General features: G+C 71.2%; 16 protein-coding genes. 13 read left to right on the top strand and 3 right to left on the bottom strand.

Annotated elements, in window-relative coordinates; all coding sequences use genetic code 11:
• The first annotated feature begins 54 nt into the window (after positions 1-54).
• From fdxA to AOM01_RS01850, 4 genes are all read left to right on the top strand, one after another.
• Complete coding sequence (gene fdxA, locus AOM01_RS01865) at positions 55-375, top strand: ferredoxin (RefSeq protein ID WP_042215085.1); 321 nt, start codon at positions 55-57, stop codon at positions 373-375.
• A 9-nt stretch (positions 376-384) separates the two neighbouring features.
• Positions 385-1,494: a succinyldiaminopimelate transaminase gene (gene dapC / locus AOM01_RS01860; RefSeq protein WP_062288108.1), complete on the top strand. Its 1,110-nt coding sequence runs from the start codon at positions 385-387 to the stop codon at positions 1,492-1,494.
• Positions 1,495-1,544: 50 nt separating this feature from the next.
• Positions 1,545-2,843, top strand: coding sequence for a citrate synthase (locus tag AOM01_RS01855; RefSeq protein ID WP_062288106.1), 1,299 nt, complete (start codon positions 1,545-1,547; stop codon positions 2,841-2,843).
• A gap of 71 nt (positions 2,844-2,914) precedes the next feature.
• Positions 2,915-3,193 carry a 2TM domain-containing protein gene (locus tag AOM01_RS01850; protein ID WP_062288103.1) on the top strand — a complete coding sequence of 93 codons (279 nt, stop codon included), beginning with the start codon at positions 2,915-2,917 and terminating at the stop codon, positions 3,191-3,193.
• Here AOM01_RS01850 and AOM01_RS01845 read toward each other — a convergent pair.
• Both AOM01_RS01845 and dapD read right to left on the bottom strand, forming a co-directional pair.
• Complete coding sequence (locus tag AOM01_RS01845) at positions 3,190-4,059, bottom strand: hypothetical protein (protein WP_062288100.1); 870 nt, start codon at positions 4,057-4,059, stop codon at positions 3,190-3,192. The two genes, AOM01_RS01850 and AOM01_RS01845, sit on opposite strands and share 4 nt — an antisense overlap.
• 1 nt (position 4,060) lies before the next feature.
• Positions 4,061-5,008 (bottom strand): 2,3,4,5-tetrahydropyridine-2,6-dicarboxylate N-succinyltransferase, encoded by a 948-nt coding sequence (gene dapD, locus AOM01_RS01840; protein WP_062288097.1) that lies wholly within the window; start codon positions 5,006-5,008, stop codon positions 4,061-4,063.
• A gap of 31 nt (positions 5,009-5,039) precedes the next feature.
• Here dapD and dapE point away from each other — a divergent pair, with 31 nt between their 5' ends.
• From dapE to AOM01_RS14090, 3 genes are all read left to right on the top strand, one after another.
• A complete protein-coding gene (gene dapE / locus AOM01_RS14310; protein ID WP_062288095.1) occupies positions 5,040-6,131 on the top strand; it encodes a succinyl-diaminopimelate desuccinylase in 1,092 nt (363 codons plus the stop codon).
• Between the two features lie 9 nt (positions 6,132-6,140).
• The gene (locus tag AOM01_RS14305) at positions 6,141-6,866 is read left to right on the top strand and encodes an LOG family protein (protein ID WP_062288091.1); all 726 of its coding nucleotides are present in this window, start codon (positions 6,141-6,143) and stop codon (positions 6,864-6,866) included.
• A 154-nt stretch (positions 6,867-7,020) separates the two neighbouring features.
• The gene (locus tag AOM01_RS14090; RefSeq protein WP_082097307.1) at positions 7,021-7,194 is read left to right on the top strand and encodes a DUF3117 domain-containing protein; all 174 of its coding nucleotides are present in this window, start codon (positions 7,021-7,023) and stop codon (positions 7,192-7,194) included.
• Between the two features lie 125 nt (positions 7,195-7,319).
• On the opposite strand, the gene AOM01_RS01825 is transcribed toward AOM01_RS14090, so the two are convergent.
• Entirely contained in the window at positions 7,320-7,952 is a 633-nt protein-coding gene (locus AOM01_RS01825; protein WP_062288088.1) for an O-methyltransferase, read from the bottom strand.
• 115 nt (positions 7,953-8,067) lie between these two features.
• On the opposite strand from AOM01_RS01825, the gene sigE reads away from it, so the two are divergent.
• The 6 genes from sigE to AOM01_RS01795 all read left to right on the top strand — a co-directional run bounded on the left by sigE (position 8,068) and on the right by AOM01_RS01795 (position 13,490).
• Positions 8,068-8,655 carry an RNA polymerase sigma factor SigE gene (gene sigE / locus AOM01_RS01820; RefSeq protein WP_062288086.1) on the top strand — a complete coding sequence of 196 codons (588 nt, stop codon included), beginning with the start codon at positions 8,068-8,070 and terminating at the stop codon, positions 8,653-8,655.
• Entirely contained in the window at positions 8,652-9,494 is an 843-nt protein-coding gene (locus tag AOM01_RS01815) for an anti-sigma factor family protein (RefSeq protein ID WP_062288083.1), read from the top strand. Before sigE ends, AOM01_RS01815 begins: the two co-directional genes overlap by 4 nt.
• A gap of 22 nt (positions 9,495-9,516) precedes the next feature.
• Positions 9,517-11,004, top strand: a complete 1,488-nt coding sequence (locus AOM01_RS01810) for a S1C family serine protease (protein WP_062288079.1) — start codon at positions 9,517-9,519, stop codon at positions 11,002-11,004.
• Between the two features lie 5 nt (positions 11,005-11,009).
• Complete coding sequence (locus AOM01_RS01805) at positions 11,010-11,336, top strand: twin-arginine translocase TatA/TatE family subunit (protein ID WP_062288076.1); 327 nt, start codon at positions 11,010-11,012, stop codon at positions 11,334-11,336.
• Between the two features lie 88 nt (positions 11,337-11,424).
• On the top strand, positions 11,425-12,432 hold the full coding sequence (trpS, locus tag AOM01_RS01800; protein WP_228374181.1) for a tryptophan--tRNA ligase: 1,008 nt from the start codon (positions 11,425-11,427) through the stop codon (positions 12,430-12,432).
• Positions 12,433-12,461: 29 nt separating this feature from the next.
• Entirely contained in the window at positions 12,462-13,490 is a 1,029-nt protein-coding gene (locus AOM01_RS01795) for a YihY/virulence factor BrkB family protein (RefSeq protein ID WP_062288070.1), read from the top strand.
• Positions 13,491-13,507: the final 17 nt, after the last annotated feature.

Genomic DNA, 13,507 nt, shown 5'->3' with positions numbered 1-13,507 from the left:
ACCCGGCGGTATGATGAGCGCGACCCCCCGTAGTTCCGAGGTTGAGGAGACGCAGTGACCTACGTCATCGCCCTGCCGTGTGTCGACGTCAAGGACAAGGCGTGCATCGATGAGTGTCCCGTGGACTGCATCTACGAGGGTGAGCGCATGCTCTACATCCACCCCGACGAGTGCGTCGACTGCGGTGCGTGCGAGCCGGTGTGCCCGGTCGAGGCCATCTACTACGAGGACGACGTCCCGGACAAGTGGGCGGAGTACTACAACGCCAACGTCGAGTTCTTCTCGGAGATCGGCTCGCCCGGCGGCGCCGCGAAGATGGGTCTGATCGAGCACGACCACGACCTCATCAAGTCGCTGGCACCGCAGAACGGCTGAGCGGCGCGCATGGGCCTCAGCCCGCGCTCGCTGCCGGATTTCCCGTGGGACTCGCTCGCGCCCTACAAGGCGCGCGCGGCGGCGCATCCTGACGGGCTGGTCGACCTCTCGGTCGGCACGCCCGTCGACCCGACGCCCGCGGTGATCCGCGACGCCCTCGCGGGAGCCGCCGACGCGCCCGGATACCCGACCACGCACGGCACCGCCGCGCTCCGCGAGGCCATCGCCGGATGGTTCGCACGCCGCCGCGGCGCGCCGGGCGTTGATCCCGCCGCGGTGCTGCCGACGGTCGGCTCGAAGGAGCTGGTCGCCACCCTGCCCGCCTACCTGGGCCTGGGCGCAGGCGACGTGGTCGTGCACCCGCGCGCCGCGTACCCCACGTACGACGTGGGCGCGCGGCTCGCGGGCGCGACGCCGCTCGCGACGGACGACGTCGCGGACTGGCGGGGCAACCGCGCGGTGCGGCTCGTGTGGGTGAACTCGCCGTCGAACCCCACCGGTGCCGTCGCGTCGGCGGAGCAGCTGGCGGAGGTGGTCGGGGCCGCGCGCGAGATCGGCGCCCTGGTCGCGTCCGACGAGTGCTACGCGGAGCTGTCGTGGACGGGCGAGCCCGTCCCCTCGATCCTGGACCCGCGCGTGTGCGGGGACTCGCACGAGGGCGTGCTCGCGGTGTACTCGCTGTCCAAGCAGTCCAACCTCGCCGGCTACCGCGCGGCTTTCGTCGCCGGCGACGCCGCCGTGATCGCCGCGCTTCTCGAGGTGCGCAAGCACGCCGGGCTGATCGTGCCCGCGCCCGTGCAGGCGGCCATGGCGGTCGCTCTCGGCGACGACGCCCACGTGGCCGACCAGAAGGCGCGGTACCGCGCGCGGCGCGACCTGCTGCTGCCCGCCGTCGAGGCGGCAGGATTCCGGGTCGAGCACTCCGAGGCCGGGCTGTACCTGTGGGCCACCCGCGACGAGGATTGCTGGGACACCCTGGACTACCTCGCAGAACGGGGCATACTGTGCGCTCCAGGCGCGTTCTACGGCGAGGCGGCGCGCCGGCATGTGCGCATCGCGCTCACGGCGAGCGATGCGGGAGTCTCCGCGGCATCTAGTAGGCTCGCAAAACGCGGGTAAACCGGCGCTCAAATGTTGGGTGACGGCACATGGGTTTCGAAGGGGAGAACATGGCGCAAGTGGTGGACGCAAGGCTGACGGTCGACGGCAGCACCAGGGAGCTTCCCCTGGAGCGCGCGACCGTGGGCAACGACGGCATGTCCGTCGCCACCCTGATGCGCGACACCAGCCTCGTGACCGTCGACCCGGGCTTCATGAACACCGCGTCGTGCGAGAGCTCGATCACCTACATCGACGGCGACAACGGCATCCTCCGCTACCGCGGCTACCCGATCGAGCAGCTCGCCGAGAACTCGACGTTCCTCGAGGTCGCGTACCTGCTCATCCACGGCGAGCTCCCCACCCCTGACCAGCTCACGGCCCTCAACAACCGCGTCTCGCGGCACATGCACGTGCACGAGGGCATCAAGACGTTCCTCGGCGCCTTCCCCCGCGACGCCCACCCGATGGCGGTGCTCTCCGGCGCCATCAGCGCGCTCAGCACGTTCTACCCCGAGTCCGTGGGCCGCGACCCCGAGCAGATCGAGCTCGCGACGGTGCTGCTGCTCGCGAAGACGGCGACCACCATCGCCTACCTGCAGAGGCGTGCGGGCGGCGGCGACCTCATCGAGCCCCGTCGCGGCGGCCACTACGTCGACGAGTTCATGCGCATCGCGTTCGCCCCGGGATCCGGCGACATCGACATCGACCCGGCGGTGCGCCGCGCGGTCGACCTGCTGCTGATCCTCCACGCCGACCACGAGCAGAACTGCTCGACGTCGACCGTGCGCATCGTCGGGTCCTCGCATGCCAACATCTACGCCTCGGTCGCCGCCGGCGTGGGCGCCCTGTCGGGTCCGCTCCACGGCGGGGCCAACGAGGCGGCGCTGCGCATGTTCGACCAGATCAAGGAGTCGGGCGACACCATCGAGCAGTTCGTCGCCAAGGTCAAGGACAAGGCCGAGGGCGCCCGCCTCATGGGATTCGGGCACCGCGTCTACAAGTCGTACGACCCGCGCGGCGCCGTGGTGAAGAAGGTCGCGGACGAGCTCCTCACCCAGCTCGGCGGCAACGACGAGACCTTCGAGATGGCCAAGCGGCTCGAGGAGATCGCCCTCTCCGACGAGTACTTCATCGAGCGCAAGCTCTACCCGAACGTCGACTTCTACACCGGCCTGCTGTACTCCGCGATGGGCTTCCCGACGCCGATGTTCACGCCGCTGTTCGCGCTGGGCCGCATGCCCGGCTGGATCGCGCACTACCGCGAGATGCTCGCGGACCCGCGCACCAAGATCGGCCGTCCCCGCCAGATCTACATCGGCGAGGTCGAGCGCGACTACGTCCCGCTGGAGGACCGCGCCGAGCCGTGAGAGGCTGACAGGAGGGCGGCCACGCCCTCCGGGGCGCCCCGGACCCGGTCAACCACGACAGGGGGCGCGACATGACCGACGACGACAGGCTGCGGCGCGAGGCGAGACGCCGGGTCGAGGCCCGCAACGGGTTCTTCTGGTTCCTCGTGGTCTGCCTGGTGCTGTGGACCATGTTCACCGTCATCTGGTGGATGAACGGCGGCGGCTACTTCTGGCCCGCGTGGCCCATGCTCGGCATGGGGATCGGGCTCGCGTTCTCCGCGGCAGCGGCCTTCCTTCCCGGCGCGGGACGTCCCAGCGAGGAACGCATCGAGCGCGAGTACCGCAAGCTCAAGGGCGAGGACCACTAGGCCGTCGGGGTCCGCATCAGCCTGACCGCGACGCCCACCGCGTCCGCGGGCGGCTCGACCGGCGTCGCGCCCACCCCGCGTTCCCACCCCGACGCCCCGTTGACGACCGCCTCGATCGACTCCGCACCGGCCACCGCGACCAGCCAGGCGGCGACGCCGTCCCTGGACGCGGCATCGTCCCCCGTGGGCATGACGTCGAGCCAGATCTCGTCCTCGGTGACCGCGAGCCGGCGCACCTCGTAGGCGCCCTCGCCGAAGTCGGCGTCGAGTCGCGTGATCAGCGCGGCGGCCGTGGTGCCCTCGCCGGCGTCGACGTCGCAAGCGACCGCGACCGCTCCCGAGTACCCGCGCAGCGCGGACGCCCACAGCCGGGCGGCGGCCTCGCGCGTGGCGTACGCATCGGGGAAGGCCGAGCGCTGCACGGTCTGCGCCGCGACCGTGACCTCCATGTCCTGCCAGCCGTCGACCTCGATCAGGGCCTCGTAGAACGTGTCCGCGGAGTAGTGGGGGTCCATGATCTCGTCGACGGAGCCCCACCCCTGCGACGGCCGCTGCTGGAACAGGCCGATCGAGTCGCGGTCGCCGTGGTCGATGTTGACCAGCGAGGACTCCTGCATCGCGGTCGCGATGCCGATGGTCGCGCCGCGCGCGGGCAGGCCCAGCCGCTGCGACGCGGCCGCGATGAGCGCGGCGTTGCCCGCCTGCTCCGCCGTCAGGGTGGACGTCGCGCCGTCGAGGCTCGCCGTGCATCGTCCCGTGGCGTGGGATGGCCCCGCGCGCTCGCTGAACACGTACGAGCCGTAGACCGCGGCGCCGCCCGCGACCGTGAGGATCGCGACCGCGGCGAGCGTGCGCCGCGCGCCCACGTCAGTTGGCGTGGAGCGCCGAGTTGAGCTCGATGCCCGTGCCCTTGCGGGTCACCGCCTCGATCGCGCCGGTGACGGAGTTGCGCCAGAACTGGATGCCGTCCTGGCCCGAGAGCTCCCGGGCCTTGACCACGACCGGGTTGCCGTCCTCGTCGGTGCGGCCCTTGAGGGTGACCTTGGTGCCCGCGGTGAGGTAGAGGCCCGCCTCGACGATGCAGTCGTCGCCCAGGGCGATGCCGACGCCCGCGTTGGCGCCCAGCAGCGAGCGCTCGCCGATCGACACGACCTCCTTGCCGCCGCCGGACAGGGTGCCCATGATCGACGCGCCGCCGCCGATGTCCGAGCCCTCGCCCACGACCACGCCGGCGGAGATGCGGCCCTCGACCATCGAGTGGCCGAGCGTGCCCGCGTTGAAGTTCACGAAGCCCTCGTGCATCACCGTGGTGCCCTCCGCGAGGTGGGCACCCAGGCGCACGCGATCGGCGTCCGCGACGCGCACGCCCGACGGGACCACGTAGTCGACCATGCGCGGGAACTTGTCGATGCCGAACACCGTGAGCTGGCGCCCGAACGCGCGGTAGCGCATCCGCACCTGCTCGAAGCCGTCGATGGCGCACGGACCGTCGGAGGTCCACACCACGTTGGTGAGGGCCCCGAAGATCCCGTCGAGATTGAGGCCGTGCGGACGGACGATGCGGTGGCTGAGCAGGTGGAGACGCAGGTAGGCGTCCTCCACGGACGCGGGCGCCTCGTCGAGGTCGATCACCGTGCGCACCACGCGGACCTGGACGTCGCGGAGGTCGTCGGTGCGCTCCGCGGCCTTGAGCTGCGCGGGCGCCTCGTCGCGGGCCTTGGGCTCGCCGAGCGCGGGCGCGGGGTACCACGTGTCGAGCACGGTGCCGTTGTTGTCGAGGGTCGCGAGGCCGAATCCGAAGGCGGGTCGAGTCATGGCTCCCAGGGTACGTGGCTAGGCTGACCGCATGACGCACCTCGACCTCGCGGCCCCCGTCGAAGACCTGGCCAAGGCCCTGGTGGACATCCCTTCCGTGTCGGGGAACGAGGACCGGATCGCGGATGCGGTGGAGGCCGCGCTCGCACCGCTCGCTCATCTCGACGTGACGCGGCTCGGCAACGCCGTGGTCGCCCGCACCGAGCTCGGCCGCGCCGAGCGCGTGGTCATCGCCGGCCACCTCGACACCGTGCCGATCAAGGGCAACGTGCCGGGGGAGTGGTCGCCCGAGGGGGACCTGGTGGGACGCGGCTCGGTCGACATGAAGGCGGGCGTCGCCGTGCAGCTCTCCCTCGCCGCGGCCCTCACGGCGCCCACGCGAGACATCACGTGGGTGTTCTACGACCAGGAGGAGGTCGAGGCGGACCGCAACGGGCTGGGCCGCATCGCGCGCGAGCGCCCCGACCTGGTCACGGGGGACTTCGCCGTCTTGTGCGAGCCCACCCAGGGCGTGATCGAGGGCGGCTGCAACGGGACCATGCGGGCGGAGGTCCGCATCAGCGGCGTCGCCGCGCACTCGGCGCGCGCGTGGAAGGGCGTCAACGCGGTCCACCGCGCGGCCCCGCTGCTCGCCGCTCTCGCCGCGTACCAGGCGGAGACGCTCACCGTGGACGGGCTCGACTATCGCGAGGGCATCAACGCGGTGCTCATCAGGGGCGGCATCGCGACCAACGTGATCCCCGACGAGTGCGTGGTGACCGTCAACTACCGGTTCGCCCCGGAGTGGACCGTGGACCAGGCCCGGGCACGCTTCGAGCAGTTCGTCGCGTCCGCCGGCCTCGACGACTACGAGCTGGTCTACACCGACGTGTCGGGCGCCGCCCGGCCGGGCCTCGACGCCCCGCTCGCCGCATCGTTCGCCGCGTCGGTGGCCGCGACCGGCGTCGCCGCGCCGCGGGCCAAGCAGGGCTGGACCGACGTCGCGCGCTTCGGCGAGCTGGGCATCCCGGCCGTCAACTACGGGCCCGGCGACCCCGAGCTCGCGCACGCAGACGACGAGCGCTGCCCCGTGTCCGACATCCGGCACTGCCGTGCCGGCCTGGAGGCCTGGCTCACGTCCTGAGGAGGAGCGATGAAGGAGTACCGCAAGGGCCCCGTGGTGCTGCGCGGCCGCAACGTCCCCACCACCTCCACCGCCGAGCGGCTGCTCGACGAGCAGCACCGCGCGGACTGGCTGCACGGCGACCCGTGGCGCGTGCTACGCATCCAGTCGGAGTTCGTCGAGGGCTTCGGCGCGCTCGCGGAGCTCGGCCCGGCCATCACGGTGTACGGCTCGGCGCGCTCGCACCCCGAATCCGCCGAGTACCAGGCGGGCATCGAGGTCGGTCGGCTGCTGGTGGAGGCCGGATACGCGGTCATCACCGGCGGCGGACCCGGATGTATGGAAGCGGCGAACAGGGGAGCCGAGGAGGCTGGCGGGGTCTCCGTGGGGCTCGGCATCGAGCTGCCGTTCGAGCAGTCGATGAACGAGCACATCAACCTCGGCATCAACTTCCGCTACTTCTTCGTCCGCAAGACCATGTTCGTCAAGTACTCGCAGGGCTTCATCGCGCTGCCGGGGGGCTTCGGCACGCTCGACGAGCTGTTCGAGTGCCTCACCCTCGTACAGACCCGCACCGTGCGTCGCTTCCCGATCGTGCTGTTCGGCAGCGCGTACTGGGGCCCGCTCGTCGCGTGGATGCGCGACACCGTGGAGGCGGACGGGAAGATCTCGCCGCACGACCTCGACCTCATCCACGTGACCGACGACCCGGCGGAGGCCGTCGCCCTCGCCACGACGCACCGGGACGCAGCCTGACGCCGCCCGGCCGTCGCCCGCCCATCCCGGGCGTCGCCGTCCCTTTCGTCCCCTGAGCAGGAGGGATTTGGGAACGCTCCCGCGCGCGCAGTAGAATCGGGTGCAGCGTCGCGTCGGGCGGCGCGCGATTCATCCACTCGAGGAGAACGACACGATGGCTGCAATGAAGCCCCGCACCGGTGACGGCCCCATGGAGGTCGTGAAGGAGGGTCGCAGCTACGTCATGCGGGTCCCCCTCGAGGGCGGCGGTCGACTCGTGGTCGAGATCACGGCCGACGAGGTCAAGGAGCTCGGGGACGCGCTCCACGCCGCGCTGCCGCAGGCCTGACCTCGCGGTCGCCTCTCCACACAGATCTCTCGCTGATCCACACGCAAGGCCCGGATCCGGCGCCGGATGCTTCAGCATCGGCCGATCCGGGCCTTCGTGTGTGGCCAGGCGTCAGGCGCTGAGCGCTAGTCCTTGATCGCGGTGAGCAGGCCGTCGCCGGAGGCGAGCAGCGACACCGCGGTGAGGCGCTCGTCCTCCCGCACCGCCTTCAGGGTCTCGCGCACCGCGGTGGTGTCCTTGTCCCGCTGCGCCGGGTCGGGCACGCGACCGTGCCACAGCGCGTTGTCGATGAGCAGGAGGCCGCCGGACCGCAGCAGCCGCAGCGCGTGCTCGAGATAGGCGGGGTACTCCGACTTGCGCGCGTCGACGAGCACGATGTCGTAGCCGCCGTCGGTGAGGCGCGGCAGCACGTCGAGCGCACGGCCGGTGATCATGCGCGCCCGCTCGGGGGCGAAGCCCGCCGCCGCGACCGTCCGACGCGCCGCCTTGTGGTGCTCGGGCTCGACGTCGATCGTGGTGACCACGCCCGTGGGTGCCATGCCGCGCAGCAGGTAGGTGAGCGAGATGCCCGCGCCGGTGCCGATCTCCACGGCCGAGGTCGCGCGCATGGTCCGCGCGAGCACCTCGATCGCCCGGGCGACGCCCGGCAGGACCGGCACGCATCCGAGCTGGTCGGCGACGTCGCGCGCCTCGAGGATCACCCGATCCTCCTCGACGAAATCCTCCGCGTACGCCCAGTTCGCTGCCTCGATGCTCATGCACCCTCCCTCTCGGGGGTCAGCCTATCCGGAGGTCCCAGCGAACTCTCAGGCAGGCGTGGGAACATGGAGAAGTCAAGGCCCGTTGTACGGGTGTGATCAGGAGGGGAGCACGATGACCGAGACCGCAGTCCCGGCCGCTGAGGCAGCCCCCGTCGAGGCGCCCGAGCTCACGTGGGAGAGCATCGTCGCGAACCACTCGGCGCGCGTCTACCGCCTCGCATACCACCTCACCGGCAACCAGCACGATGCCGAGGACCTCACGCAGGACGTGTTCGTCCGCGTGTTCAACTCGCTCTCGCAGTACAAGCCCGGCACGTTCGAGGGCTGGCTGCACCGCATCACCACCAACCTCTTCCTCGACCGCATGCGCCGCAAGAAGCGCATCCGCTTCGACTTCATGGCGGACGACGACGCCGCGGTGGCGACGTCCGACAGCTTCGACCGTCACGAGCGCTCGGGCCAGCCCGAGGACGCGTTCGACATGTCCAACCTGGGCGACGACATCATCGCCGCGCTCGCGGACCTGCCGCCGGAGTACCGCGCCGCCGTGGTCCTGAGCGACATCGAGGGCCTGTCCTACGAGGAGATCGCCGCGACCCTGGGCATCAAGATGGGCACGGTCCGGTCGCGCCTGTCCCGTGCCCGCGCCAGGCTGCGCGAGTCGCTCGCCCACCGTGCCCCGGTGCGAGGTGACGCGTGACGGCACGCCACCTCGGCGAGCGGATCCACGATCTGCTCGACAACCGCCTCTCCTCGGAGAGCGCGGCTGAGGCGATGGCACACCTCGAGGAGTGCGACGAGTGCTCGCGACGCTGGGAGGGCATGCGTGCCGCCCGCGAGGCGCTGCACTCGTCCGAGGCCGGCATCGACATGCGCTTCACCCAGCAGCTGCTCGACCGCGACCGCATGGCGGAGATCGCGTCGCATGAGACGCGCCAGCGCGCCCGGGCGGCGCGCGGCCGCGACCGGCGCCCCGCGGTGCTGACGCTGTCGCTCACCCTCATCCTGGTCGCCGTCATCGGCGCCGCGTATGTCGCCGGCGAGCCCAGCGACATCGACCCCGGACTCTCGGCCTCGTCTGACGACGGCGGCGCGAGCATCATCCATCTCGATCCCGCCGCCATGCGCGAGGGGGAGGCGATGGGTGACTGGATCCACCCGGATTGGCAGTCGAGTGGATTCACCCCCGTCGAGGCGGCGGTGCGCGAGGCCCCCAGCGGCTCACGCGTGCTCGTCTACACCCTGGTGAGCGAGGGCGAGTCGGTGCTCGCGCTCGAGCAGCGGGGACGTCTCGCTCACGACCGCGTGGCCGCGTTGCCCGTGGTCGAGGTGGGCGGCCTCGACACCTATGTGGTCGGCACGGATCCGAGCCGCCTCGTCTGGCAGGCGGGCGAGCTGGTGGTGGCGCTCCAGTGCGAGTGCTCCCTCGACACGCTCGAGGACGTGGCCGCCCAGTTCCCGCAGGACGGCGAGCCGAGCCTCGCCGACCAGATCATGACCGGTCTCGGCGTCTTCGGCGACGCCCTCACCGGCCACTAGCCCCCCAAGGGAAGAGACCCTGATGAACGACAACCCGTTCGCGCCTCCGCGCGACCACTCCGGCCCGGACACCGAGTCGACTGCCACCACCGAGACCGCCACCGTCCGCGTCCACGACGAGGCGCCTCCGACCAACGACACGGTCGAGCTGCCGCCGGCGATCTCGCCGCAGCGGGGCGAGACGGAGGCCGGCACGGACACCACCGCCGTGATGCCCACGCAGGCGTTCTCGCAGCCCGAGGACCCCGCCACGCAGGCCTACCTTCCCCCGGCCGAGCCGCCGGCGGACACCCCGTCGACCGCCGCCGCACCCCAGCCGGGCCGGCTGCGCCGCTCGACCGTCGCGGCCGTCGCGGCGGGCGCGCTCGTGCTCGGGCTCGGGGGCGGCCTCGCAGGGGCGTGGGCGTACGACTCCTTCTCGACGGACTCCTCCAGCGCCGCGTCGTCCTCGACCGGGAGCGGCACCTCGACGCTGCCCACCAGCAGCTCCTCCACCATCGCCCGCACGGACGAGAACACGGTCGCCGCGATCGCCTCCGCGGTGATGCCGTCCGTGGTGTCGATCGAGAACATCCAGGGCGGCCAGGAGGCCGCCGAGGGCTCCGGCTTCATCATCCGCGAGGACGGCTACATCCTCACCAACAACCACGTGGTCGACGGCTCCGACAACGACACCGTGACCGTGGTGATGAGCGACGGCTCCGAGTACGACGGCCAGGTGGTCGGCGCCACCGCCGACTACGACCTCGCGGTGGTCAAGATCGACAAGGACGGCCTCACCCCGCTGGTGCTGGGCGACTCCGACGAGCTCGTGGTCGGCGACGACGTCGTCGCCGTCGGCTCCCCGCTGGGCCTCGAGTCCACGGTGACCACGGGCATCGTCTCCGCGCTGCACCGCCCGGTCACGGCCGGCGAGACCGGTTCGACGGCCTTCATCGACGCGATCCAGACCGACGCGGCCATCAACCCCGGCAACTCCGGCGGCCCGCTCATCAACTCCCAGGGCCAGGTGATCGGCATCAACTCGGCCATCGCATCGCTCGGCTCGTCCTCGGGCTCGCAGGCCGGCTCCGTGGGCCTCGGCTTCGCGATCACGTCGAACCAGGCGCGCCGCACTGCCGAGGAGATCATCGCCACCGGAGAGGCCACGTACCCCGTGGTGGGCGTCATGCTCGACTCGTCCTACACCGGCGAGGGCGTGAAGGTCGCGGAGACCGACGGCGCCGTCGCGGAGGGCGGTCCCGCCGCGGAGGCGGGCATCGAGCCCGGCGACATCATCACCGCGATCGACGGCCGGCCCATCACGCGCAGCGAGGAGCTGATCGTCGCGATCCGTGCGAAGGCGTCGGACGACACCGTGGTCCTCACGGTGGAGCGCGGCGGCGACTCGCAGGACATCTCGGTCACCCTGGTGCCGAACACCGACGTCTCCTACGGCGACTCGGGCGAGCAGGACCAGGGCGGTCTGGGCGACGGTGGCGGCCTGCCCTTCCCGGACCCGTCAGAATAGGGTCCATGCTCGATATCAACGGCGGGGAGCTCCTCATCCTCGTGCTGGTCGCCATCGTGGTGATCGGCCCCGAGAGGATGCCGGAGTACGCGAAGCAGCTGCGGTCCCTCGTCGTGCGCGGACGCGACATGCTTCAGGATGGCAAGAACACCCTGAAGAAGGAGGTCGGCGAGGAGGTCGACTGGTCGCAGCTCGACCCGCGTCAGTACGACCCCCGCCGGATCGTCCGCGAGGCGCTCAACGAGCCGACGCCGCCCACCAGGGCGGCGTCGGTCCGTCGTCTCACCGAGGCGCCCCCCGGCCAGGCGCCGTTCGACGCCGAGGCCACCTGAGGCATCGTCCCCCCGCGACACGCCGATGCCAGGGGACGATGCGGGGGGCGGGTCAGGCGCACGCGCCAACGTTTGGAACAATGGGGCCATGACTCGTGTGTTCTCGGGCATGCAGCCCACCTCCGATTCCCTGCACCTCGGCAACTACCTGGGCGCTCTGGTCGAGTGGGTGAAGCTCCAGGACACCCACGACGCGATCTACTCCGTGGTGGACCTCCACGCGCTCACGGTGCAGCCCGACCCCGAGCTGCTGCGGGCGCGCACGCGCCGTACCGCCGCGCAGTACCTCGCTGCCGGGGTGGACCCGGACCGCTCGCTGTGCTTCGTGCAGTCGCACGTGCCGCAGCACGCCGAGCTCGCGTGGGTGCTGTCGACGTTCACCGGCATGGGCGAGGCGGCGCGCATGACCCAGTTCAAGGACAAGGCGCAGAAGACCGGCGAGTCCGGCGCGAACGTGGGCCTGTTCACGTACCCGATCCTCATGGCGGCGGACATCCTGCTGTACGACACCGACGTGGTGCCGGTGGGAGAGGACCAGCGCCAGCATCTCGAGCTGTCGCGCGACCTCGCGCAGCGCATCAACGGGCGGTTCGGCGAGGGCACGGTCAAGGTGCCGGGCGTGCACATCGTCAAGGAGACCGCGAAGATCTACGACCTGGTGGATCCCACCAAGAAGATGTCGAAGTCCTCGGGCAACCCCAAGGGCATCATCGAGATGCTCGACGACCCGCGGAAGGTCGCGAAGAACATCAAGTCCGCGACCACGGACAGCGGCTCGGTCATCAGCTTCGACCGCGAGGAGAAGGCGGGGGTGTCCAACCTCCTCACCATCTACTCGGCGCTCACCAACCGGACGGTCGACGAGATCGTCGCGGACTACGAGGGCAAGATGTACGGCCACCTCAAGGTCGACCTCGCCGACGTGGTCGTGGACTACCTCACGCCGTTCCACGACGCCGCGAACGAGTGGATCGCCTCCCCGGACAAGCTCGACGCGGTGCTCGCCAAGGGCGCCGCGAAGGCGTCCGCGCTGGCGCAGGAGACGCTGGACCGCATCTACGACAGACTGGGACTGCTGCCCCCGCTGCACCGCTGAACCGGACCCGCCGAGCCCCGAGGAGCCCCGTGACCACCGACGACGTCAAGGCCAAGGCCTCCGACGTCGTCGCGCGGGGGAAGGGGCTCAAGGCCTGGTGGGACGGCTCGTCCTGGGGCCGCGGCCTCAAGCGCTTCTCGGTGCAGAACGGCAACGTGCTGTCCGCCGGCATCGCATACTTCTCCCTCGCCTCGGTGGCGGCGGGGATCGTGGTGGCCACGACGCTCGCCACGGTGTTCCTCGCGGGCAACGACGACCTGCGCGACTCCCTGGTCGAGTACCTGTCCGAGGCCGTGCCCGGGCTCATCGCGGCCGAGCCGGGCGGGACCGGGCTGATCCAGCCGGACGACCTGGGCTCGGGGAGCGCCACCACCGTCGCGGGCGTGGTGGGCATCGTGTCGTTCCTCATCCTCATCAACACGGCCACGCGCTTCATCGCGGGCCTGCGCACCTCGACGCGCACCATGCTGGGCAACGAGGTCGCCTCGCCCGTGCTGGGCAAGCTCCGCGACGTGGTCGCGTTGATCGCGCTCGCCGTCATCGCGTTCGTGGGGCTCGCCATCCAGGTGGTCGCGTCGAGCGCCGCGCGCGCGGTCGCGGACGCGGTGGGCGTCACGGTGCCCACATGGGAGATCCGGCTCATCGGCTACGGCGCGGGCCTCGTGGCGGACATGCTGTACGTCGCGCTCGTGCTGATGCTGCTCGGCGGCGCGCGCCTGTCCTGGCGCGTGTCGTGGATCATCCTGGTCGCCGCGGTCGCGATCGGGGTGCTGCGGATCGGCGTGACGTTCGTGGTGAGCGGCACCACCGACTCGAAGGTGCTCGCGCCGTTCGCGGCGATCATCACGCTGATGATCTTCGTCGACTACGTCAACAGGTTCATCCTCATGGGCGCCGCGTGGCTGGGCGCCCACCACCGCGAGCACCACCAGGGGCAGATCCACCCCGACAGCATCGAGCCGCCCACCGTGACGGTGACGGGGCGCAAGGGGCGCCTGGGCACACCCGTCTCGACCGCGCGCGCGACCCTGCGCAACCCGGAGGCGCCCACGGACTGAGCGCCTCCGGATCGCGT

This window comes from Demequina phytophila, assembly GCF_000971135.1.
Taxonomy (GTDB): Bacteria; Actinomycetota; Actinomycetes; order Actinomycetales; family Demequinaceae; genus Demequina; species Demequina phytophila.
Note: the sequence above shows the minus strand (reverse complement) of the source record. Positions and strands in the feature narration are given on the sequence as shown.